The 24,438-nt window shown below is 42.6% G+C and carries 20 protein-coding genes; 8 read left to right on the top strand and 12 right to left on the bottom strand.

From position 1 onward, the window contains the following. Position 1: 1 nt before the first annotated feature. On the top strand, positions 2-835 hold the full coding sequence (locus FSB76_RS26700) for a glycosyltransferase family 2 protein (protein ID WP_147058887.1): 834 nt from the start codon (positions 2-4) through the stop codon (positions 833-835). Next, positions 822-1,637, top strand: a complete 816-nt coding sequence (locus FSB76_RS26705) for an SDR family oxidoreductase (RefSeq protein WP_147058889.1) — start codon at positions 822-824, stop codon at positions 1,635-1,637. The genes FSB76_RS26700 and FSB76_RS26705 overlap by 14 nt, the downstream gene beginning before the upstream one ends. 114 nt (positions 1,638-1,751) lie before the next feature. Here FSB76_RS26705 and FSB76_RS26710 read toward each other — a convergent pair whose 3' ends face one another. Then, a complete protein-coding gene (locus FSB76_RS26710; protein WP_147058891.1) occupies positions 1,752-2,696 on the bottom strand; it encodes an ion channel in 945 nt (314 codons plus the stop codon). A 468-nt stretch (positions 2,697-3,164) separates the two neighbouring features. On the opposite strand from FSB76_RS26710, the gene trpD reads away from it, so the two are divergent. The 4 genes from trpD (at position 3,165) to trpA (ending at position 6,875) form a co-directional block, all read left to right on the top strand. Continuing rightward, on the top strand, positions 3,165-4,154 hold the full coding sequence (trpD, locus tag FSB76_RS26715) for an anthranilate phosphoribosyltransferase (protein ID WP_147058893.1): 990 nt from the start codon (positions 3,165-3,167) through the stop codon (positions 4,152-4,154). Positions 4,155-4,156: 2 nt separating this feature from the next. Continuing rightward, on the top strand, positions 4,157-4,801 hold the full coding sequence (locus FSB76_RS26720) for a phosphoribosylanthranilate isomerase (protein WP_147058895.1): 645 nt from the start codon (positions 4,157-4,159) through the stop codon (positions 4,799-4,801). Then, positions 4,785-5,966 carry a tryptophan synthase subunit beta gene (gene trpB, locus FSB76_RS26725; RefSeq protein WP_147058897.1) on the top strand — a complete coding sequence of 394 codons (1,182 nt, stop codon included), beginning with the start codon at positions 4,785-4,787 and terminating at the stop codon, positions 5,964-5,966. The genes FSB76_RS26720 and trpB overlap by 17 nt, the downstream gene beginning before the upstream one ends. Before the next feature lie 108 nt (positions 5,967-6,074). Then, positions 6,075-6,875 (top strand): tryptophan synthase subunit alpha, encoded by an 801-nt coding sequence (gene trpA, locus FSB76_RS26730; RefSeq protein WP_147058899.1) that lies wholly within the window; start codon positions 6,075-6,077, stop codon positions 6,873-6,875. A 46-nt stretch (positions 6,876-6,921) separates the two neighbouring features. On the opposite strand, the gene FSB76_RS26735 is transcribed toward trpA, so the two are convergent. The 5 genes from FSB76_RS26735 to FSB76_RS26755 all read right to left on the bottom strand — a co-directional run bounded on the left by FSB76_RS26735 (position 6,922) and on the right by FSB76_RS26755 (position 12,780). Further along, positions 6,922-7,542 carry an L-threonylcarbamoyladenylate synthase gene (locus tag FSB76_RS26735; protein ID WP_147058901.1) on the bottom strand — a complete coding sequence of 207 codons (621 nt, stop codon included), beginning with the start codon at positions 7,540-7,542 and terminating at the stop codon, positions 6,922-6,924. A 114-nt stretch (positions 7,543-7,656) separates the two neighbouring features. After that, the gene (locus FSB76_RS26740; protein ID WP_147058903.1) at positions 7,657-8,385 is read right to left on the bottom strand and encodes a hypothetical protein; all 729 of its coding nucleotides are present in this window, start codon (positions 8,383-8,385) and stop codon (positions 7,657-7,659) included. A 94-nt stretch (positions 8,386-8,479) separates the two neighbouring features. Continuing rightward, positions 8,480-10,603 carry an ATP-binding response regulator gene (locus FSB76_RS26745; RefSeq protein WP_147058905.1) on the bottom strand — a complete coding sequence of 708 codons (2,124 nt, stop codon included), beginning with the start codon at positions 10,601-10,603 and terminating at the stop codon, positions 8,480-8,482. 549 nt (positions 10,604-11,152) lie between these two features. Then, positions 11,153-11,506 (bottom strand): glycoside hydrolase, encoded by a 354-nt coding sequence (locus FSB76_RS26750; protein WP_147058907.1) that lies wholly within the window; start codon positions 11,504-11,506, stop codon positions 11,153-11,155. Positions 11,507-12,342: 836 nt separating this feature from the next. Next, positions 12,343-12,780, bottom strand: a complete 438-nt coding sequence (locus FSB76_RS26755; RefSeq protein WP_147058908.1) for a hypothetical protein — start codon at positions 12,778-12,780, stop codon at positions 12,343-12,345. Between the two features lie 280 nt (positions 12,781-13,060). Between FSB76_RS26755 and FSB76_RS26760 the strand changes: the two genes are divergently transcribed. Next, positions 13,061-15,073: a glycoside hydrolase family 127 protein gene (locus FSB76_RS26760; protein ID WP_147058910.1), complete on the top strand. Its 2,013-nt coding sequence runs from the start codon at positions 13,061-13,063 to the stop codon at positions 15,071-15,073. 289 nt (positions 15,074-15,362) lie between these two features. Next, a complete protein-coding gene (locus tag FSB76_RS26765) occupies positions 15,363-17,591 on the top strand; it encodes a putative Ig domain-containing protein (protein ID WP_147058912.1) in 2,229 nt (742 codons plus the stop codon). 102 nt (positions 17,592-17,693) lie between these two features. Here the strand turns inward: FSB76_RS26765 and FSB76_RS26770 are convergent, their stop codons facing one another. The 6 genes from FSB76_RS26770 to FSB76_RS26795 form a co-directional block, all read right to left on the bottom strand. Further along, positions 17,694-18,971, bottom strand: coding sequence for an MFS transporter (locus tag FSB76_RS26770; protein ID WP_147058914.1), 1,278 nt, complete (start codon positions 18,969-18,971; stop codon positions 17,694-17,696). Positions 18,972-19,217: 246 nt separating this feature from the next. Beyond that, positions 19,218-19,808, bottom strand: coding sequence for a TetR/AcrR family transcriptional regulator (locus tag FSB76_RS26775; RefSeq protein WP_147058916.1), 591 nt, complete (start codon positions 19,806-19,808; stop codon positions 19,218-19,220). 373 nt (positions 19,809-20,181) lie between these two features. Next, positions 20,182-21,087: a hypothetical protein gene (locus tag FSB76_RS26780; protein ID WP_147058918.1), complete on the bottom strand. Its 906-nt coding sequence runs from the start codon at positions 21,085-21,087 to the stop codon at positions 20,182-20,184. 154 nt (positions 21,088-21,241) lie between these two features. Next, a complete protein-coding gene (locus FSB76_RS26785) occupies positions 21,242-22,075 on the bottom strand; it encodes a sterol desaturase family protein (protein WP_147058920.1) in 834 nt (277 codons plus the stop codon). 196 nt (positions 22,076-22,271) lie between these two features. Further along, the gene (locus FSB76_RS26790) at positions 22,272-23,282 is read right to left on the bottom strand and encodes a fatty acid desaturase (protein WP_147058922.1); all 1,011 of its coding nucleotides are present in this window, start codon (positions 23,280-23,282) and stop codon (positions 22,272-22,274) included. Positions 23,283-23,402: 120 nt separating this feature from the next. After that, a complete protein-coding gene (locus FSB76_RS26795; protein ID WP_147058924.1) occupies positions 23,403-24,404 on the bottom strand; it encodes a YncE family protein in 1,002 nt (333 codons plus the stop codon). Between the last annotated feature and the right edge of the window lie 34 nt (positions 24,405-24,438).

Consider the following 24,438-nt stretch of genomic DNA (forward strand, 5'->3'; position numbering starts at 1 on the left):
TATGAAACTATCTGTCATCGTTGTAAATTACAATACCTGTGATATGCTCAGGATAGCGCTTAATTCGGTAATAAGGGCCGCTGTGGGCATTAATTACGAGGTTTTTGTGGTGGATAACGCCTCGGCAGACAAATCTGTAGAGATGCTAAGCGGTGAGTTTCCTGATGTTAAAGTGATTGCCAACACCAGTAACCAGGGACTGGCAAAAGCTTATAACCAGGGAATTAAAGAAACTACCGGAGAGTATGTTTTAGTAGTCAGTGCGGATACAATTACAGGCAAAAAGACTTTTGAAAAGGCGCTGGAATTTATGGATACACATTTGGATGCCGGAGGGATGGGTGTACGAATGATAACGCCTGACGGTCGTTTCCTTGCCGAATCAAAACATGGGTTTACCGAGTCTTGGGCAGTGTTTTTTAAACTGACAGGCCTTGCCAAATATTTTTCCAAATCGCGCCTTACCGATGTACAACGTAAAGATTGGGTGGAGGAGTTTCAAACTTCGGAAACCGATGTGCTGAACGGCGCTTTTATGCTGATGCGTAAAGAGGCTATTGATAAAGCCGGGCTGTTTGATGAACGTTTTCATACCTATGGATATGATATCGATCTGAGTTACCGCATCAGGCTTGCCGGGTTTAAAAATTATTACTTTCCCAAAACGTATATTATTAACTTCAACAGCCGTAATAATGTGAAATTTAGCTGGGATTATCTTAAGGAATTTTATGGTGCGATGATTATCTTCGCCGCCAAATATTTATTTAAGGTACCCGAAATTAAAGTGGAGGGTTTGCCGCAGCTATTCCCTTCAACTTATGAAGTTAAATGATAAAGTTATAGTAATAACCGGGGCATCATCCGGCATCGGAAAATCGTTAGCTATTGAATGTGCCAAACGCGGTGCAACTGTGGTTTTGGCAGCCCGCCAATATGTAACCCTTTGCGTAATAACCCAGGATATTGAAAGGCGTTACCAAACCAAAGCCCTGGCTGTACAATGCGATGTAACTATCGAAGACGATTGCGCTCAATTAATTAAACAAACGCTCATCACCTTTGGTAAAATTGATGTGTTGATAAACAATGCAGGCATATCTATGCGGGCGTTGTTTAAAGATGTTGATTTGAAGGTACTCAAATCATTAATGGATGTTAACTTTTGGGGTACGGTATATTGTACCAAATACGCGCTGCCCGAAATTACCAAAACCAAAGGCAGCATAGTAGGTGTATCATCTATAGCGGGCTATAAAGGCCTGCCCGGCCGCGCGGGATATTCTGCCTCAAAGTTTGCCATGAATGGTTTTTTGGATGCTTTGCGGGTTGAAAATCTGAAAACCGGTGTACACGTGTTAACCGCTTGTCCGGGCTTTACTGCATCAAACATCCGCAATACTGCGCTTAATAAAGAAGGGGTAGAGCAGCGCGAAAGCACCCTGGAAGAAGATAAAATGATGACTGCCGACCAGGTAGCCAAGGTAATTGTAGATGGTATTGAAAACCGCTCGCGCACACTGGTGTTGACCCTGCAGGGCAAACTTACCGTATTGCTTAGTAAACTGCTGCCAGCCTTTTTAGATAAGATGGTTTACAATGTGTTTGCAAAGGAGAAGAATCCGCTTTTAAGATAGTTCATTGGTTCATTAGTGCACTGGTTCATTGGTCTTTTATGTTTGATAAGTTTGTTTAAAAAACTTTTTTAAATAGCCAGCTGACAGGCACCAATGAACTAATGAACCAGTGAACTAATGAACAATTTCATAAGTGCTTATTTTACTCATATCCAAAATAGCTTGTCCATCTTCGTCACGATGAAATACAGGCACAAATTTGGCGCCCCAAACCACGTCCGAATAGATATAGGAGGTGCGGGAGTGTACGGTTTGTGAAAAGGTATCGTCAAAGGTTTTTAGGATGACGGATAAACTGGCCTGTTTGGCTTCCAGTTCCTCCTGGGTCATGTCTTTTAACGGGCTGTTTTCATCAAGTGGGTGCACCACCGTCCAGTTTACAGTCAAAATGCTCACAAACTTTCGTTCCAGTTCCAGTTGAAAAAACTTGCGGATCACCTTGCCGTTCACTTCTTCGTTATAGCCAAATACAACCTCAATCTCGAGGTCTATCAATATGTTGCGCCTTAAATTGGCCAGTCTGAACATTAAGCCCCAACCCTTATCCCGATAAGGAGCAACTAATACCTTATCACTGTACAATATCTTGGCCGACGGCCTGGAGAAGCGCCCGTATAATAAACCTGTAGCTAAGGCAAAGGCTAATAAGCCCATCATCGATTCTAAAGCCGCCACACTGTTTGCAGCCATTCCCTTCGGACTGATGTGCCCATAACCAACGGTCGAAATAGTTTGGGCCGAAAAAAAGAAGGCATCCATAAAACGGTCGAATACAGTGTTGCCACTCCGGCCATCAAGCACATCAGTACCCAATGAAATGTAGATGCAGGCAAATATGATATTGGCTATAAAATAACAGCTAAAAACAATTACCCAAAACTTGCGCCAGCTCATGGTAATAAGCGAGTGGTAATTATTGGCTGTAGAAAAACGCGGCAAGCCAGTACGCCTTACGTTAATAGATCCATCTTTATTAATAACCGGCTGGCTTTTTACCACTGGCTGTGTGCCGAAGCCAAGGTCATCCTCTGGGTTTATTTTTTCTTTATGTATAGCCATGCTTAATTATTGAATTACTGAGTTATTGAATTATTGATTTGGGCTGCATAGGTGCTGTTTTCATAATTCCGTAAAACAATATATCGGTTGCTGATAGTTCATTACAAAGATTCATTTATTTTTTTATTCAATAATTCAATAATTCAATAATTCAATAATTCAATAATTCAATAATTCAATAATTCAATAATTCAATAATTCAATAATTCAAATTTATCTGTTTGTTTTTATAAAAACTATTTCCATCTTTGTGGCATAAATGAAAATGAACGCATTAAACAACTGGTGGTGGCTTAACGAGATATCGTAAGGCAATTCCGTGTTTGTTTAGAAAATATATTCAAAGGAAGGGTTGCCATACGGTAACCCTTTTTTTATGCCCCCTGGCCCCCCTGAATGGGGAGGGAAGAAGTCGAGGGGGTAGGTAATTAACAATTAAAAAGTACCCCCTTTAGGGGGCCAGGGGGCATGAAACAGATACTTAATCATCTATTCGAACACAAAACCTTTAGCCGGGAGCAGTCAAAAGGCATTTTGATAAACATTGCTCAAGGTAAGTACAACAACTCGCAAATGGCCGCGTTTATGACGGCCTATTGCATGCGCAGTATTACCGTTGATGAGCTGGAAGGCTTTCGCGATGCCATGCTGGAACTCTGCCTGCCCATTGATTTGCAAACCGGCGAACTGATAGATTTGTGCGGTACCGGCGGCGATGGCAAGGATACCTTCAATATTTCTACCCTCGCATCCTTTGTGGTAGCGGGAGCGGGTTATAAGGTGGCCAAACACGGTAACTACGGTGTGTCATCGGGTTGTGGCTCGTCAAACGTGATGGAGTATTTGGGGTACCAGTTTACCAACGATGCTGATAAACTGAAACGCGGAATTGACAAAGCCAACATCTGCTTTTTACATGCACCACTGTTCCACCCCGCCATGAAAACGGTGGCGCCCATCCGCAGGGAGTTGGGGGTGAAAACATTTTTTAACATGCTTGGTCCGCTGGTTAATCCTGCGAAGCCTGAAAATCAACTGGTTGGTGTTTTTAACCTGGAGCTGGCAAGGGTGTATGCTTATCTTTACCAAAAATCAACTACTAAATATACCATAGTGAACGCTTTGGAGGGTTATGACGAAGTTTCCCTTACCTGCGATTTCAAAACCTTCTCGGCCGAGGGCGAAAAGATTAATAGTGTTGAGGCCCTGGGCTTCGAAAAGCTTGACCCATCAGAAATTGCCGGTGGTGATACTGTAAGTGCCTCTGCTTCAATATTTAGTAGCGTGCTAAGTGGCGATGGTACCAACGCGCAAAACAACGTAGTGCTATCAAACGCAGCTTTGGCTATCAGGACTATCACCCCCGAAAAAACCTTTGCCGATTGCTTTTACGAGGCGGAGGAAGCCCTGCTCAGCAAAAAGGCGCTAAACAGCTTTAACCTGCTATTGCAAAACTAAACATGAAAATAAAAGTTTGCGGTTTAAAAGATCCCGAAAATATTGAAGCGGTTGCTGCTTTAAAACCGGACTACCTGGGCTTTATTTGCTACGGGCCTTCGCCACGATATATCGGTCAATTATCTGCAGAAAGTTTCAAAAAACTACCAATAAACATCAAAAAAACAGCAGTTTTTGTGAACGAAAACACACAAATAATAAACTCCTTAATACAAGCCTACAATTTTGATGTAATTCAGTTACATGGCGACGAATCGCCGGAATTTAGCCACAGTTTTCGGGACAGGGTTACCGTGTTTAAAGCATTTGGATTGGACGAGAATTTCGATTTTAGCCGGCTGGATAATTATGTGAACAAAGTAGACTATTTCCTGTTCGATACAAAAACTGCAGCCTATGGTGGTTCGGGTAAAACCTTTGACTGGGGGATGCTGGAAAATTATAAACTGGATGTCCCCTTCTTTTTGTCGGGCGGCATCAGCCTGGATAATTTAGAAGAAATTAAAAAGATTAACCATCCGCAATTTTACGGGGTTGATTTAAATAGCCGTTTTGAAACGGCGCCCGGTGTTAAAGATACCGATAAACTAAAACAAGCATTTGATATCATCAACAAACAACCTATTATAAATGAAATACGGAGTTAACGAGCAAGGTTATTATGGCGATTTTGGCGGCGCCTATATCCCCGAAATGCTTTATCCAAATGTTGAGGAGTTAAGGCTTCAATATCTCAACATTATTAATGATCCAGGTTTTAAAACCGAATTTGACGACTTGCTGAAAAACTACGTGGGCAGGCCTTCGCCGCTGTATCATGCTAAAAGATATTCGGAAAAGTATGGGGCTAACATATTTTTTAAACGTGAGGACCTGAACCATACCGGCTCGCATAAGATTAATAATGCTATCGGGCAAATCCTGCTGGCTAAGCGTTTAGGCAAAAAACGTATTATTGCCGAAACAGGCGCCGGGCAGCATGGTGTTGCCACAGCTACAGTTTGCGCCTTGATGGGTATTGAATGCGTGGTTTACATGGGCGCGGTGGACATGGAACGCCAGGCACCCAATGTATCGCGTATGAAGATGCTGGGTGCTACGGTAAGGCCGGCTACATCGGGCAGTAAAACACTGAAAGATGCCACCAATGAGGCCCTGCGCGATTGGATAGGCAACCCTGTTGATACTCATTACATCATCGGATCGGTAGTTGGGCCGTACCCTTTTCCGGATATGGTTGCCCGCTTTCAGTCGGTGATTTCTACTGAGACCAAAAAACAGCTTTTAGAGCAAACCGGTAACGAGCTGCCTCAATATGTAATGGCTTGTGTTGGCGGCGGTAGTAATGCCATGGGCATGTTTTACCATTTTTTGGGCGACGAAGAAGTAAAGCTTGTTGCGGTTGAAGCGGCAGGTAAAGGTGTTAACAGCGGCCACTCGGCAGCTACCACCTTTTTGGGACAGGAGGGTGTATTGCATGGCAGCCGTACCATACTCATGCAAACCGAGGATGGGCAGGTGGTTGAACCATATTCTATATCGGCCGGGCTGGATTACCCTGGTATCGGTCCGCAGCATGCGCACCTGTACAAAATAAACCGCGCACAATACACCAGTATTACCGATGATGAGGCGTTACGGGCAGGCCTGTTATGCTCGCAAATGGAAGGCATTATCCCGGCCATTGAAACAGCCCATGCACTGGCACAGCTGGAAAAGATGACATTCAAAGCCGATGATAACGTTGTTATCTGTATTTCGGGCAGGGGCGATAAGGATTTGGATACTTATATTAAATATTTTAATTTCTGAATCAGAATTTACAGAATTAAAGAATTTACCGAATGATCTTGAAATTCTGCACTGTTATTCTGCTAATTGTAAAATTCTGTACATTCTGATTCAGACAAACACAACACAATGAACCGCCTAAATAAGCTTTTCGCTACCAAAAAGGATAATTTGTTATCTATATACTTTACCGCGGGTTATCCTGCGCTAAATACTACCGTTGATATTGCCGAAGCTCTGGAAAAAGCCGGGGCCGATTTCCTGGAAATTGGTTTTCCATACTCGGATCCTGTGGCTGATGGGCCGACAATTCAACACAGTTCTGAACAGGCTTTGGAAAATGGCATGACGCTTAACGTGCTGTTTGAAGAACTGACCGAACTACGTAAGCGCGTTACCATCCCAATATTATTGATGGGCTATTTTAACCCTATTGTACAATACGGCATCGAACGTTTTTGCAAAAAGGCAGTTGAATTAGGTGTCGACGGTGTAATAGTACCCGATTTGCCTATGTACGAGTATGAAGCCAAATACGCCAGTTATTTTACAGATAACAATCTGAGTAATATCTTCCTGGTTACCCCACAAACATCCGAAGGCCGCATCCGTAAAATTGATGAGTTAAGCAACAGTTTTATTTACCTGCTGTCATCATCTTCTATCACTGGCGGCAGCTTACAGCTAACCAACAGTATTGAAGATTATTATAAGCGCATTAAAGCGATGGAGCTTAAAAATCCAACTATCATAGGTTTTGGTATCTCGGATAATAATACCTTTAAACAAGCATGTGCTTACGCAAACGGCGCTATTGTAGGCAGCAAGTTTGTGAAGCTGCTGGGTGAGGAGGGGTATATGGAGAAGATACCGGGGTTTATTGAGGGGATAAAAGCCCCACCCAAACCCTCCCCGGAAGGGAGGGCTTAAAAATATTGAATAAAGTCTCCCCTACCGGGGGAGATTTAGAGGGGGCTTACAAATACAATTCCAAATCTCCCTTACCCTCACGAATTACCTCAAACTCGCCGTTGGTACAGTCAACTACGGTTGATGCTACGTTATCACCGTAGCCGCCATCAATTACGATATCAACAAGGTCCTCATATTTTTCGTGGATCAGTTCCGGGTCGGTAGAGTATTCGATGATATCGTCATCGTCGCGGATAGAGGTGGACAGGATGGGGTTGCCCAATACGCGTACAATTTCGCGGGCAATATCATTGTCCGGAACGCGGATACCAACCGTTTTTTTGTTGCTGCTTAACAGCTTGGGCACTTTATGGCTGGCGTTAAATATAAAGGTAAACGGGCCGGGCAATGCCTTTTTAAGTACACGGAAGGTAGCGTTATCTATCGGTTTGATGTAATCAGATATATGGCTTAAATCGTAGCAGATAAACGAAAAATTAGCCTTTTCGGGTTTAATGTTCCTGATTTTGCAGATAGATTCGATAGCTTTATGGTTGGTAATATCGCAACCAAGCCCGTAAATGGTATCTGTAGGATAAATGATCAATCCGCCTTTGCGCAGTACTTCAACAACCTGTTCTATCGCCTTAGGGTTCGGATTTTCGGGATATATTTTAATGAGCATATTTAATAGACAAATATACGCTGAAGTAGTTTAAAAAATGTATGTAATAAAAGCGAGGTCATTTTTAATATGAATGATCTGCTGCTGTTCGGAATTGAACATTGAGTGCTTGCATCAATAATTTGAATATTGAAACGTTCGCGTGCTTTCTAAGTAAAAATAATTGGTTATTAAACTATCTATTTCTTGTACGTTTTTGAATAATTCCTTTTTTAGCGATAGCTTTTCTTTGTCAGATATTTCCAAATCACTGCCTATCTCGTCTGAAATTACCTGCTTTAAAGATTTTAGATATAAGCTTTTTTGCTTGGATATATTATATGTTTTGATGAAATAGCTATTGTCTTTGGCCCTGTATATATCATATTCGGCCTCCCCTAAAATGCGTGTATACTGATGGCCAAAGTAGGTGCCGCCACCCGCCAACCGATCGAAAATAAAATTGATATCCCGGTATATCCTTACCAGGTTTTGCCTTTGTACCTTGTGTTTTTCACCGGGATGCTTTAATTTTAAAAAGTAGGCATAAGTTGCATAATAAATGTCCTGGCCTTTTTCGCTACCATACTCATTCATGTTGCGCTGTCGGAAATAATAAATGTCCGGCGACATGAAAATCTCGCTGGTATCTAATTCCGGGTTATCTTTTAATATTTTTCTGAGTTCAGCTTTGGTCTTTTTATAATGATGCTCACTATCAATGACCACACTATCCTGATCTCCCGGTAAAATCGTGTTGTTTTGAATACCAGTTGGGTTCGCGGTAATCTTTTTTGATCTTTTTTCGTGTTGGTTGCATGCGATATTCAATACCAATAGAAGCAGAAAGGATAAGTTTTTCATGTTACTTTGCTATCACTAAAATAGCCATTTATACTGGTAGCCGAATTTAAAACACCAATAATCCCGCAGCAATTTTAAATCGCACGAGATACCTTTAATTAAAATTTATCGGCTTCGGTTTTAATGCCTTAACTACCGTATCCACTAATTGTGTATCTACAACAGATTTTTCAATAATATCAGCAAAACCCATCTTCAAATATTTTTCCGCGTCAGTCATTACCTCGCTTATAGCAATTACAGGTAGCTTACTGGATGGATTCGGTTTTTGTATGGCGGTCAACAATTCGGCTATATCTGTATCCAACGCGGGCACAGCTGCAAGCACAACGTTTACATCGTTTTTGCCAATTATCTCTAATGCTTGTTTTGCGTTGCCTGCCTGTAAAAAATTAACATTCCATCTGGCCAGCATCATTTTCAGCGACATCAAATCCAGTTCATTGTCGTCAACCGCCAAAATGGTAATGCCATTCAGCAGTAAAGCCGGGTCAAGCGTGTCGGGTTTAACAACAGCAGTGTTATTGCTTTTTTCATACGGAATAGTAAAACTAAAGGTAGTTCCTGCTCCAGGCTTGCTATTTACGGTAATATGCCCGTCCTGCAACTTTATTAGCTGTTTGCAAATAAAGAGACCCAGGCCGGTGCCTGCTTTTCCGTTTGATGAACTGGTTTGATAGTATTTTGAAAACAAATTTGCCTGCTGATCCGGACTAATCCCGTCCCCGGTGTCCCTGACATCAACCATCAGCTTATTTTCCGGGCTCACCAATTCGGCCATTACCCTTATTCCGCCTTCTTTGGTAAATTTAATAGCGTTGCTTAGCAGGTTAACCACAATCTGTTTAAGCCTAAGGCTATCGCCCTGTAAAATAGCGCCTTTGTCGCCTTTAAAATGGTAATCTAATGTTAACCCCTTTTTAGTTGCGCCAAACTCCATGCTTTCTACAACTGTTTTTAATGCATCGTCGGGATTAAAAGGTTCCATGCCAATTTTAAACTCGCTATTTTCCATTTTTGCTGCATCCAGCGTATCGTTCAGGGTGCGCAGTAGCATATCTGAAGAATGCTTGATAGATTCGAGCATATCGGCTTGTTTTTGGGTAAGGTTGGTTTTACCAAAAATGTACAAGAAGCCCCTGATGGCGGTAAGCGGGTTACGTACCTCGTGGCTCATATGCAAAAGCAGGTCCATTTTTTGCTGAGCGATGGTAACCGATTGTTCAATCTCTTTGTGTAACAGCAACTCGGCCCTGTTAAGCTGAATGATGAATAAAATGAGTAGCGTAGCAAACACAAGCACCAGGAATAAAGCAATAAGCGAGAAATTATTTAACAGCCCCATAGTTTCCTGGTAGTTTTTAAACGACATATCCCTGAATTCGTTAGTCGCGTTGTAATTAATTTCCTTCATATCATTCACAATGCGTTCCAGTTCATTACTGATGTGTGAATTCAGCACAATCAGCTCGCGCTGCATCGTTATCAGCTTCAGGTTTTGCTGCTGTAATTGCTTCAGGCTATTGGCGTAAGCCTTTTGATCCCTGGCTAAAAGCTTTTGTGTGGCTGCATTAACCTGTTTTAAATTGTTGTGATGATTTATCTCGATTGCCGATATTTCCTTATCGTCTTTATTGTTAATGGCGTCTTTAATTCGTCTGAAAAGGCTTCTTTTGGCTGCCGGCGTCATTTTTCTGACGGTATCTGTTTGGATTTTAATTGATTTATTGGCGTTGCCGGAAAGTTCCTGAGCATATTTGCCGGCTTCGATGTTAAAAGCGGCGTAAACAGTAAGCAGTGAATCGAAATTGTGCTTAAGCCCGAAGAGCTGATTTGATAGGGCTAACTTTTTTTGATACCACGACTTTATTTTATGGCTTTGGATAACGTTAAGGCTGCTTGTATCGGCATTTGCTTTAAGCAAAGTATTCAGCTCGTTAAATGCCAAGGTTAGCTTTGTTTTATAGTTGTTGCTATTTTTAGTGTTGGCATTGAGTAAGGAGGCCTGGAAATCGTCTTCGGCCTGGTGCAGTAACAACAGTATATGCTCGGGATGGTTGTTCCCCTGGCCCATGTTGTTGGCCAGTTTTGAAATATTCTCTAACTTTTTGGTAATTGACGTGCGGACAATAAGCGCTGTTACCGAAAAAATGATGGCGAAAGCAAGAAACGCAAAAAGAATTTTTCGGGCTAAAGTTTTGGTATAAGTTGTTTGCATAAAATTGCGTTTGGCACAACTACACAAAGTATAGTCAGGCCGGCAAAATTATCAAAAATTAAGCGCATTTAACTGATGATGTTATGAATGGCCAGGAAGCTTATAATGACGTGTTTTGGGAACGATCTTTTGTCATCCGATTGGAAAAATTTCGCGAATAGATCCTTCGTATCTACCTATAACATATCCAATTTTCCTGTCATCCTGAGGTACGAAGGATCTATCAGCCGCGCAAGAACGATAGGAAATTTCGCAAATAGATCCTTCGTATCTTATAATGACGTGCTTGCAAGTTGCTGAATATCAATATCAAATTACCGTCATTGCGAGGTACGAAGCAATCCCCGACATGCTAAGTCCCACATAGTTCGGGATTGCTTCGTACCTCGCAATGACGGGTTTTATAAATGTTATTTCACAAACGTCATCACTGTTTTTTCCAGCTTACCTGGTGGTTACTCAGGATGACAACGCTTTTTATAACGTTATTCCCACCAGGGTTTCGATGGATTTTATAATTCCCTACGATGCCTGAAATCTAACTCAACGCTACTTCCTTTTCAGCGTAGTATGCGCTTTAACCCCATTAGCCGCGATGTCCACTCCGATAGAATCGCCATAAAATTTGCCACTGTGTGGTATCTCGATATCGCCAAGGGTAACTGTAAACGTGAATTTATCTCCGTTAATTTTGCCATCGTCGACGGGTAGTTCGCCTTTTGGGGTTTGCACAGTGCCGGTTAATTTATCCCCGTCAATTTTAAAGTTGTAGGTTAAAGGATATTGGTCGCCATTCTCCATGGTTAAAATTCCTGCCCAGCTTCCGCTAAAATCGGCAATGGTAGCCAAACAGGCCAAAAAGCAGCAGCACAGCAATACAGTTGTTAAGAATTTTCTTTTCATAACGTGTTGTTTTTCTGTAGCTAAAAGTACTGTTGCTATTAAAATTTATCATAAACAATAGGTTAAGTTTAATGGCAGAAGGGGAGGGGCATTAATTGAGGAGTTTTTCGCGCAAAAACCGCAAAGTGATTAGCTTATTTTTTCTCAGCGATTTTGTGCGAAAGGATTATAAATGAGATCAACGCCCTGTCTTGAATAGTTCGGTATAACAGATCCTAAAATTAGAATATCATCTCTCTCCGGGAGTTTATCATAAAGGCGTTTTGTCAATAGTTTTATTGACAAGGTATTTCGACAATAAAATTATTGACAGATTTTGTGTAGAGACATGGGCCGTGCCTACAGCACTTTTGCGGTTGTTCAAATTACCCCGGGTTGAAACCCGGGGCTATAATATGGTTCAGGCCTATGGCCCTTAGCTGCAATTGTATGGCTATGGGATATACCCTAAGTCAAGAAAACAGAGGCGTAGCCCCGGCTTATATTGTGGCAATAATATATGGCCATTTGCTGCAATTGTATGATTAGGATACACTCTAAGGCAAGAAAATAGAGGCATAGCGCCGGCCTGTATTGTGGCAATAATATATGATCCTTAACGGGGTAATTGCTCAGGAACTAAGAAATACGTTAAATCGCTAAAAAGAGGCGTAGCCTCGGCCAATATTGTAGCGCCGGGTTTCAACCCGGTGTAAAATAAAACGGGAGTTAAATGAGAACCGTAGGTTCGGCACATATAAAACGCCGAATTTGCAATTTCTCATAGCCAGCCGTAAAGCTCCTAAGCAATAAGCGTAAGGCAGATGCCCATCCGCCTCACGCAAAATCAATAAAGCCTACTCAAATTTATCTGCTACAACAAAGATCTTCATGCCCGGTTTTTCCTCGGCTTCAAACATCAGTGTAATTTTGCCTGCCACACCGGTAATAGTTATGGTAGCCGTTCTTTCATGGGCATGATCTTCATCACTGAGTTTAGCTTTAATAACTGTTTTTCCTTCTTTAAAAGGCGTTTTCCAATCGCAAGTCTTTGAACTGATTGTTCCCGACATCTTGTGATCGTCGCCACCGGGAACAATGGTTACTTCTGTTTTAGTAATCGTAATAACCGTGTTTTCATCCCTGCTGTCAGTGTTGCCCTGGGCATCAACCTTACTTGTTTTTGATGATGTTAAGGTTACGGTTTGGTCGCACTGCGCAAAACCTTTGATGGTACCGGCTATCAGCAAAAAAATAATAATAACCGCCTTTTTTAAATTGAATGCTGTTTTCATATACTGATGATTAAGTTTTAAATAAAGATAGGTGTTTTATATAGTATTATGCAATACAAAGTACTATATAAAATATAAATATCTGATTATAAATAATATAAATTTATTATTTGCTTGATTTTTCCTTCGAGGTGATTTTAGGATGAGCTTATATTGTTAATGTGGTAGCGGATAATTTCCTGCTATTAACAGTTAAAATTAATTAGTGTGAAAACAACAATTAATGTACATTTGGAATGTAGTATCTTTATATTGTTATCGCCAATTATATTAACCCGTTATGCGTAAAAACATCTGTTTATTATTAGCTGTATGCTGCAGCTTTTCGGCTTTTGCACAAAAACAGCAGGATTATCCTATCCAGCCGGTTCCGTTTACAAGTGTAAAACTGGCCGATCATTTCTGGAATTCGCGGATTGAAACCAACCGCACGGCCACTATTCCGGCATCGTTTACCCGTTGCGAAAGTACCGGCAGGGTAAAAAACTTCCAGATGGCGGCAGCCCGTTCGGGCAAGTTTTGCACTACTTACCCGTTTGATGACACCGATATTTATAAAACCATAGAAGGTGCTTCCTATTCGTTAGCGGTTCATCCCGATAAACAGCTGGATCATTATCTTGATTCAATAATTACCATAGTAGGCAAGGCGCAGGAACCCGATGGCTACCTGTACACCGCCCGCACTATCGACCCGATACATCCGCAAGCATGGGCCGGCCCAGAGCGCTGGGTAAACGAGCAAAATATGAGCCATGAGCTTTACAATGCCGGCCATATGTACGAAGCTGCCGCCGCGCATTTTATGGCTACAGGCAAGCGCAATTTTTTAAATATCGCCCTTAAAAACGCCGATTTACTGGTACGCACTTTTGGTCCCGGCAAACGCACGGTTGCACCCGGCCATGAAATTGTAGAGATGGGCTTGGTACGCCTGTACCGCATCAGCGGCAAAAAGGAATATCTTGACCTGGCCAAATTTTTTATTGACGCCCGTGGCCACAAGGAATACAACAAAAAAAGCAAAAATCCATTCGAAAACGGTGTTTACTGGCAGGATGATACCCCTGTTACCAACCAGGACGAAGCCGAAGGCCATGCCGTACGGGCAATGTACCTGTATTCGGGCATGACAGATGTTGCAGCCCTCACCGGCGATAAAGAGTACATCGCCGCTATTGATAAGATTTGGGATAACATGGTGAGCCAAAAGCTATACGTACAGGGCAGCATAGGCGCCGTTGGTGATGGCGAACGCTTTGGCGGCAATTATGAACTGCCAAACACCACCGCCTATAACGAAACCTGCGCAGCTATTGGCAATGTTTTCTGGAACCAAAGGATGTTTTTATTGCACGGCGATTCTAAATACATCGACCTGTTGGAGAAAACCCTGTATAATGGCTTAATTTCGGGTGTTGGGCTCGATGGTAAATCTTTCTTTTACACCAATGCTATGCAAATCCGCGATAGCTTTACGCATCCGGATATTGAGCGTGAGCGCTCGGGCTGGTTTACCTGCTCGTGCTGCCCAACCAATATCGTGCGGTTAATTCCTTCTATCCCCGGTTATATGTACGCCCAAAATGGTAAGGATGTGTATGTAAACCTGTTCATCAGCGGATCGGCAAACTTGAAGGTTGCCGAAAAGGAGCTTAAAATTACCCAGCAAAATAATTACCCATGGGATGGCGGTTTGGTATTCAACATCGATCCGGCATCGGCTATGGATATGAACCTCAAAATACGTATCCCGGGCTGGGCACAGGATAAAGCTATCCCGTCTGATTTGTACAGCTACGAGAAGCCATCGGCACAAAAAATAGAAATAAAAGTAAACGGTAAAGCCGTTGATTACCAAATGGATCATGGCTACGCGGTGATAAGCAAAAAATGGAAAAAGAACGATAGGGTAGAACTCACCCTGCCCATGGATGTACAGCGTGTAATAGCCAACGAAAAACTGGCCGACGACAACGGGAAAATCGCCATCCAGCGCGGCCCTATCATGTATTGCGCCGAATGGAAGGATAATGCAGGCAAACCAAGCAGTTTTATTATTCCTAAAGATGTTGTTTTTACCCCAAGCTATAATGCCGATTTGCTAAATGGCGTAATTACATTAAAGGCCGATGTAAAAAGTGTTAATGTTGATGAAGCTAATCAGAATGTGAGTACCGTTACCAGCACGCTAACAGCTATCCCTTACTACTCATGGGCAAACCGTGGTAAAGGCGAAATGACAGTTTGGTTCCCGGAACAGGTGAAGTATGTGGATTTGTTGAGTAAGTAGGCCAGCCAAGCCCCCTCTAAATCTCCCCCGGCAGGGGAGACTTTTGGGTTGCTACCTAATATACTGGTGTTTAAACCGACGCTATATCTGAAAGATTGATTTTTTAAAGTCCTCCCTACCGGGGAGGATTTAGGAGGGGCTGCTTAATAAATGTTACACATACATTTCTATTTTCTTGAAATGTTTATACCTTTAAAAAGTATAAACAAACCAGTAAACCATTCTGAACCAATTGCAAGTCGCCTTTAATTTATGGCGACTTTATAATGGTATCATTAAAACATTAATTATGATAAGAAAGATTTTTATCCTATTATTTCTCGCCACGGGCTTCCTGACAGCCCGGGCGCAGGAGGTTTCCATTAGCAAAGGCTGGAAATTTACAGTCGGCGATTCGGCCCAGTGGGCGTCGCCAACTTATAACGACCAGCATTGGCAGGCCGCCAACCTTAACGACAACTGGGAACGCCAGGGCCACCCAAACTACGATGGCTTTGGCTGGTACCGTACTAAAGTTGTAATACCCTCGTCATTAAAAGATAAATCCTATCTGAAAGACAGCCTGCGTTTAAATTTGGGCACGGTTGATGATAATGACGAGGTTTACCTTAACGGTAAACTTGTAGCCAAATACGGCGGTTACGGTGGTACCATAAAAGATGGCCATTACGGCGGCCGTTCCTACACCATAGCAGCAAACAACCCTGCTATTTTATGGGATAAAGAAAATGTGCTTGCAGTGCGCATATTTGATACCGGTGGCGATGGTGGCTTGGTAACCAGCGGCTACGGCAGCACATTTAACATCACCATGGCCGATGTAATGGATCATGTAGCTGTAAATACCGAAGCTGATTTTGTATACGGCGACAACAACAGCCTGAGCAAAAGTGTTAAACTACACACCACAAATGCTTACCAGTACAGCGGCACCCTTGCATTTAAAGTAACCGACCCGGAAAACGGCACCGTGCTTTACGAAAAAACAAACCCGGCCAATTTTACCAGCGGCAAGCCGTTTACCTACTCGTTTTCGATAGCGCGCCTGGCAAAAAGATCATATACCATCAGTTATACTTTTACCGACACCAAATCGGGCAAATCGATAGTACAAACAGAAACTACGCCTTACATTTTAACGCCTTACCCAACGGCAAAGGTGAAAATTAATGGTGCCGATGTATTTGGGGCGCGGCCGGGCCACCCGTTCCTTTACCTGATACCGGCCACTGGTAAAAGGCCATTACTGTACAAGGTTGCTGGGCTTCCCGAATGTTTAAAGGTTGATGCCGCAACCGGGGTAATCAGCGGTTCGGTAGCTCAAAAGGGAAATTACCCGGTAACTTTTACAGTTAGCAACAGCCTGGGCGCAAAAACAAAACAATTTACCATTAGCATTGGCGATAATATTGGTTTAACCCCTGCTTTAGGCTGGAACAGCTGGAACGCCTGGGGCCTGAGTGTTAACGACGAAAAGGTACGCATATCTGCCAAAGCTATGATTGATAAATTGAGTGCACATGGATGGGCTTACATCAATATCGATGATGGATGGGAGGCAGAAAACCGTGCTGCCGATGGCAAAATTGTAACCAACAGCAAATTTCCCGATATGAAAGGCCTCGCCGATTTTGTGCATGGTTTAGGCCTGCGCATAGGTATTTACTCGTCGCCGGGCCCGCGTACCTGCGGTGGCTTTTTAGGCAGCTGGCAGCATGAAGACCAGGATGCCCAAACATACGCCGATTGGGGTATCGACTATTTAAAATACGATTGGTGCTCTTATTCGGATATTGCACCCAAACCAGATCTGGACGGATTGAAGAAGCCTTACCAGGTAATGCAGGCCTCATTAGGTAAAACAAACCGCGATATCATGTACAGCCTGTGCCAATATGGCTGGGGCAATGTATGGGAGTGGGGTGCCGATGTAAATGGCAATAGCTGGCGCACAACGGGCGATATCCAGGATACCTGGCAAAGTATGTCCACCATCGGTTTTAACCAGGGGCCGGCGGCGCCACATGCCCAGCCCGGCCATTTTAACGATCCGGATATGCTGGTTGTTGGCAAAGTAGGATGGGGCCCAAGCCTGCATAACACCAGGCTTACGTTTGATGAGCAGTACACGCACATTAGCTTGTGGAGCCTGCTTGCATCACCTTTGTTAATTGGTTGCGATATGGGGCACCTGGATGCCTTTACGTTAAGCCTGCTTACCAACGATGAAGTGCTGGCCATTGACCAGGATGCTTTGGGTAAAGGCGCAAACCAGTATATCAAAAAAGATGATTATCAGGTTTGGGTAAAAGAATTGAAAGATGGCGGTAAGGCTATCGGCCTGTTCAACACATCCGATAAATACCAAACCATCAGCCTTGATAAAACCGACCCGGCAATAGCTGGCTACACCAAATTCAGGGATGCCTGGCAGCAAAAGTATATTGTGGTTACCGGCAATGCCCTAACCGCTAAAGTAGCGCCGCATGGTGTACTGCTGGTACGTGTAGAAAAATAAACGCAGAAATGTCATTATATAAAAAAGACTTACATAGGTTAAACCGTGTAAGTCTTTTTTTAAGCTTTGTCTTGATTCTTGACTCTAATCTCTTGATTCTTCCTACATGGCCTCGTGAATTACCCCGTCCTCTTTTAGCACTATCTTATTGGTATCCACTTTTTGTTTGATGAGATTATTTACGCGCCACATTAAAAAGATGCCTAAAACCGAGATGCCAACTATCACATAGCCTACCGTATTGTAATGCTGCAAGGGGCTGCCTTTGCTTTGCTGCGTAACTATCATACCGGCAACCGCGGCGGCAACACCACCTGCTATTTGTTGCAGCGATGCGTTAATGCTCATGAACGCTCCACGGTCGGCCATTTCGGGAACGGCGCTGGTGAGTGCCGATGATGGTATCATCCGGCTCATGATGCCCATCATCATTAAAATATTTAGTATCATCACCAATATTAATGGTGTTACGCCCAGGTTGGTATATACCACGCACATCAGCATCATCCATACAGATGCACTTGCAAATATTCTAAACTTATCTATCTTATCGCTTAGTTTGCCTATAAGTGGCATTATGATTAGTGAACTTACGCCCGATACCATAAACAATAAGGGCAGCTGCTGGTTGGTTAGCCCAAGGTTGTTAACAGCAAAGGCGCTGCCGAAGGGCATCATCATAAAACCACCAATTGATAACAGCGCAGTTGCGGCAAAGCCTACCCGGTAATTGGCTTTGCCAACAGTGTGCAGCAGGTGTTTATATGCCGATCTATCTGTTTGCACAGAAAGGTGTTTCACTATAGGTTGCAGTTTAATAGCTATTAACGTGGCAATACAAATACTTAATGCGGCTACCATCCAAAACGGAGCTTCCCAACTCCAGGCATTGGCTAAATACAGGCCTATAGGTACGCCTAAAACCTGGCTGCCGCCAAACCCCATTTGTATAAAACCCATAACGCGGCCACGTTGCTGTAATGCAAACAAGTCGGTAACGATAGCCATTGATATGGAGCCGATTACGCCTCCAAACAGCCCGGTAATAATACGCGCGGCAACCAGCACCACGTATGACTGGGCCATGCCACAAAAAATGGTGCCAGCAATAAAGCCGATATAGAAAAACAGTAATAGCTTTTTACGGTCGAACTTATCGGCGAAGCCGGCGGTTAGTAAACCCGAAATACCTGCACTAAAGGCATAGGCCGATACGGCAATACCAAAAGCCGAAGGTTTTAGGTTAAGCGATTTCATGAGCATATCGCCAAGCGGCGACATCACCATAAAATCGAGTATCACGGTAAACTGGGTGATAGCCAGTAAAAATATTACCAATTTTTGGTAGCCTGTAAAGGCTAAGGGTTGTTGATTGTCCATCTTTTTTGGTCAGGTTAATTCGCAGCATTGATAGCCGCGATGGGTTATTATTTCAATTATTTGCGTGTGCGATAGCGTTGCTGATACTATCCGCAGCACGCGGTCGCTGTCGTCCAAATCAATGTTCCAGCATTTTATATCGGGGTTACTGTCAAACAAGGTATGTAAAACTGCTTTTCGGTATCGCTGTTAATGTTAGTTTTAAATAACAGTATGTGTTTAAAATCTTCTGTAGTGTCCATACGCTTATTTTTTAAGGGCTTTTATCACCAGGTCGAAGGTTTTCCAAAGTATTTCGTCCGTTAGTTTAAAGGGCATGCCGCTCATGCTTTTACCTTCCTTGTCAAAACGGATCAGGTTATAAAAAGGAGCAAACGCTATCGACCAGTATATTTCAAAGGGCATTGCGTCTATCTCGGCACGCTCAATGATGTTTTGCATAAAGCTGCCCATCATTGCCTTAAAGTCGGCCATGTAACCCGACAGAAATTGTTCCTGGTAGCTGGAACTGCGTAGCTGATCAAAAAACAAATTGATACCTGGCTTTTCTACGGCGTAGCGGTAGCGGTTTTCCCATTGCCTGCGCAGGCCCTGTTCAAAAGACATTAAGGGATCAAAGTCTTTTACAATTGTCTCTTCCATTAACCGTAATTCTTCCACGGCTATGTTAATGATCAGGTCGTCACGGTCTTTATAGTATATATAAAGCGTGGCTACCGAAATTTGACAAGCCCTGGCCAGTTTATTCATGCTAAACCCTTCCAGCCCATCTTTTATTATTAATTCGATAGCTTTCTGTTTAACTAATTGTACCTTTTCTGAATCTCTCAATCTCATGATGCAACAAAGATAAATAAATATTCATTCATTTATAAAATATATTTATTTATGAGATTATAATGGCAGTTTGCGGTGGAGTGTGTTGAAAAATTTATGTGAAAGGGGGACGGGGTTCTCTTCGAAGTTTTTGCGGAATTTTACAATTCCGCTGACATGTTGGAGGACCTTACACGAACATTCGATTGAACGCTGGTCACGACTCACCCGGCCGACGCTGCGCTGGGCCACCCTCTCTCCGGCTTGCGCCGCAAAGAGGGTTAAAACTCGTTTTTTATTCTTTTCGCCCCTCTATGCGACGCAAGTCGGAGAGAGGGGTAGACGGGCGTAGCCTCGTCGGGGTGAGTCGACTCGCCGACAAACAAGGGCAAAATTACTTTTTCGGGCTATCGTAATAATAAATGGGCGAGAATACGCCTTCGCTGGTAGTATAATATCCTTTGCCGTCGGGTGTAAATCCTATGGCTTCACCTTGTTTTTCAACGGTGTAAGGCAACTCTCTTGTTTTCCGGGCCATGGCATCCCATATATGCTCATTGGGCTGGCGTTGCCAATAGTAAACCTTTTCGTAACTTTTTAAAAGTATCTGCTGGCCGTCTTTAGAAATATCGCCCGCTGTTATCCATTTAAAGGGTTTAAAGCCGGGGAAAAATAGTTTGGTGCGTTTTGTTAAGGTAAGCGTGTCGTTTGCTTTATAATCTAATGGCGCTGTATAAACCCCTACGGTGTCGCTGCGCTTGGTTACAATGTATAAAAGCTTTTCAACCGGGTCAACCATGAGGGTTTCGGCATCTTTCGCGCCGTCAGGATACTTTAAATTAATAGCTGCCGGCACCGCATACGTTGTTGTATCGCGGGCCCATAAAGTGTTTTCTAAAAAGCGATAAACGGTAACACATTTCCTTTCTGCCTTGTTATCTCCAATATCACCCAGATATACGTAGCTTTTACCTTTCCGGGGGCCGGGGCCAACCGCTATGTCCTCACAGTCGGTTACGCCCAACCATACTTTTTTGTCGCCCGTAAAATAAATAGTAGCCTTTAATTTGCCCTCAGGACTTATCGAAAAAAAACGGCTGGTATCGCCGCTGTCATTGTGCACATAATATACATCGGGATTGATGGATGATGCCGCTATGCCCGATGTTTCGTCCATTAATTTGCTGCTCAGTGTACCGCTTATTGGTTTTTTATCCAATAAACGATGTTTGGCATATGCGCCCAAAAACAGCAGCATTACAAAAGGTATCAGGATCTGTAATTTCTTTCTTCGGCTCATCTTATTGTTGCAAATAATAACGCAAATAAATCATATTAGTATGAAGTTCGCATTAAATAAATGCAATTGTTAATAATGTGTGCAAAAATACGGCCAAAAAAACTCCTGCTACTTTAACATGAGGTTTAAGGTTAAATCAGCAGCATTTCCAGACTTATGCCTGTTTCCGCCTTTGGGGATGGTCAAACTTTTGAAACGGAAGTTTTATTACATTTAAGAATTTTCCGTTTAGGTTTTCGTCCATATGGGTATCAATGCCAAAAACGATATCTTTCCTATCCACGTTGGCATAGGTCCCAAACAGTCTGTCCCAAATACTTAGTACATCGCCATAGTTACAGTCGGTATAAGGCAGTTGATAATGGTGATGAACATGGTGCAGGTTGGGGGTAATAAATACCAGGCCAACAATTTTGTTGAGCTTTGAAGGTAGCTGGAACTCGGTATGTGCAACAATATTTGAAAACGACTGGAAGGTTTGCCGTAATATTAAAACGCCGATAGCCGGGCCGCAAATAAATACCCAAAGCATTAAAAAGCAGGTACGGATACAGGTTTCGCAAGGATGCTCTCTGATGGTGGTAGATACATCTACCTTAAGATCGCTATGATGCACCAGGTGAAATTTCCATAGCGGCTCTATCTTGTGCATGGTTACATGGTATACATATTCGCAAAAATCCATCATCATAAACATCACGATGTAATATACCCATGGATTGGTGTGAAACGGGATAAAATTGATAAGCCCCCAATGATGGGCGGTGGCCCAGCCGGATATTAAAACTACAAAGGTGGTTAATACCAGTTGAATAGGCAGGGCAGTAAATATGAACAAGGTGTTAACCGATGTGTGTTTCCATTTGATCTTTATTCCGTCAAGAGAGGCCAGCATTTCGGCAAACCACAGGCCCGTAATTACACCGGCGTATAAAAGTACTTGCGTAAGGTCTTCGTGCTGAGAAAAAAACAGGCTCAGTTTATGCATAGTCAAATTAAAATAGAGACTTAAAGATAGTAACTTTGTTACAATTACCTTAATCTTATGTTAATTCTTCATTAAATATTCATTTTTCTGTCAAAAAAAATGAGCATAATTCTGATTGTTTTTGGCTGGTAAGCTATTAACGTACAGCAAAATGTGCTAAAACAAGAAAGGGCATCTGATGAATGCCCTTTCTTGTTTAGTGTTCTTTTACCATTTCCATTTCCACGTCGGGCTTGGATACATCGGTGAGTGCAACCCGGCCACGGTCTTTACGTAAGATGCGGTTGAAAAGCGAAATTTCGCGATCAAAAAGGAACCGGAAAAATAGTTTTGTCCATGAGGTATGATAGTACAGCGTATCATAAAATTCAGGGGCGGTTTTCTTAATCTCTGGTAATTTATTCCAGGGGATAGAAGGGAAATCGTGGTGTTCATTATGGAAGCCTACATTGAAAGCCACTGCGTTAAAATTACCATAGTAGCTGTAAGTTTCCTGCTCAACACTATGTGTTAGGTAGTGCTCTTGTATCCAGCGGGCGCCAAGCGGGTGCAGGCCAACAGAGAATGAGAAGCTAAGCAGTAAAAATGCCACCGAATGCCAGCCCATAAAATAAGCTATAGCGGTGGTAAAAATAACCTGCAATAAAAAGTTGGTAATTATCCATCCATCAATAGGGTGTATCTCTCTTAACCGTGATAAACGGAAAAGCTGGAATACCGGGAAAAACAGCAACCAAAGCGCTTTACCAAAAAAAGAATTACTGATGAGTTTTGCTTCCCATTTGTTAGGCAAATCGGCATCCAGTTCATGCACACCCTGAAAAGAGTGGTGTTTGATATGGTATTTTTCGAACGAGATTGCGCTTGGCAATATTTGCGGCAAATTGGCAAACATTGATGCCCAGCGGTTAGCGTTACGATTTTTAAACAGCAGCTGGTGAGTACATTCATGAATCATTACAAACAATGCATGATCGGCAAAGGCGCCTAACAGGTAAGCCGCGCCAAATACCCACCACCATGATTGATCGCGCAGAAACCAGGCCAAAACTACCTGGAACGCTACCAAACCAACAATAGCAAATATGGTATTGGGGTTTTTACCTATCAGCTTGCGCAACTGCGGAAACTGCTTTAAAATTTTTTTTGTACGGATACGATGTGGTTCAGACTCGGAAGAATAAACAAAATCAGTTCTTTTAATCATATAATATGTAAACGTTAAATATAGGAATAACGTTTTAAAAATATCATTTTGCAGTCAAAATAAAAGTTAGATATCTAAAATTCACAAACATTTCATGATTTTTTTATATACAAAATAAGCTTACTGTAGCTTGTAAACCAGTACTTTAAATGTGCCCGGTAGTGCTTTGCGTGTGCCCGGCTCAAACTCGGCCACGCTTAAGTAAATTTTGTGGGTTTTGGTATCCAGCGCTAAAGTTTTAGCACGCAAGGCCGTTTTCAGGGTTTGGATAACACTGTATTCATCCGCCGATTTTTGTTTGATAATGGTGGTTGTACCATCGCCATTGGAGCAAAATATAAGCTTTGTTTCGGCATCATAAGCCACGGCATCAACACCCGCGCCAATAGGTATGGTGGCAGTTACTTTGCCTGTGTTGATATCAACAACGCTCATGCCTTTATTTTCGCGGCAAACAGTAAATATGCGCTGGTTTGCTGCATCTAATGCCAGGCCGGTAGGGCCGCCACATGGTGCAAGCGGATAGTTTTTAACAACCTTAAGCATTTTGCTGTCAATAACGTTCAGGCTATTTTTATCTTCCAGGTTGTTATATATTTTGCCTTTGCCATCTGGTACTGCAAATTCCGGTCCTCCGCCCAATGCTACTGTACCCACCTGTTTTAAAGTTTTAGGATCGATAACCGACGAGTTATTGCTTTCGCCGTTAAAACTGAAAATGCGGTCTGAATAAGGATCATACATTATCGCGTCGGGGCCATTAGCACCTGTAAGGGGTATGGTAGTAATTGTTTTTAAGGTTTTAATATCAAATGCAACCACAGCATTAGCCTTTCCGTCGGTTATAAAGCCGCGGTTTAGTTTATTTACAATAGCAATGCCATGTACGCCTTTCATATTATCTACAGAGCCCACCTCTTTTTCGGTAGCCAGGTCAATAACGTTTACCTGGGTGCCGTGCGATACGTATAAGCGGTTGTTTACTTTATCAATAGTCAGGTAATCATAGCCGCCATCGCCTTGTAAAGTTATGGTTTTATCGGCCACATAGGTTTGGGCTTTTGTTGTAAAAGGTGCTAAGCCGATTGCCGCCATGGCAAAAATCAAAATTTGCTTTTTCATTTTATAGATCTGTTTTTTGCTATGAAATTAGAAG

The organism is Mucilaginibacter ginsenosidivorax, assembly GCF_007971525.1.
Taxonomy (GTDB): Bacteria; Bacteroidota; Bacteroidia; order Sphingobacteriales; family Sphingobacteriaceae; genus Mucilaginibacter; species Mucilaginibacter ginsenosidivorax.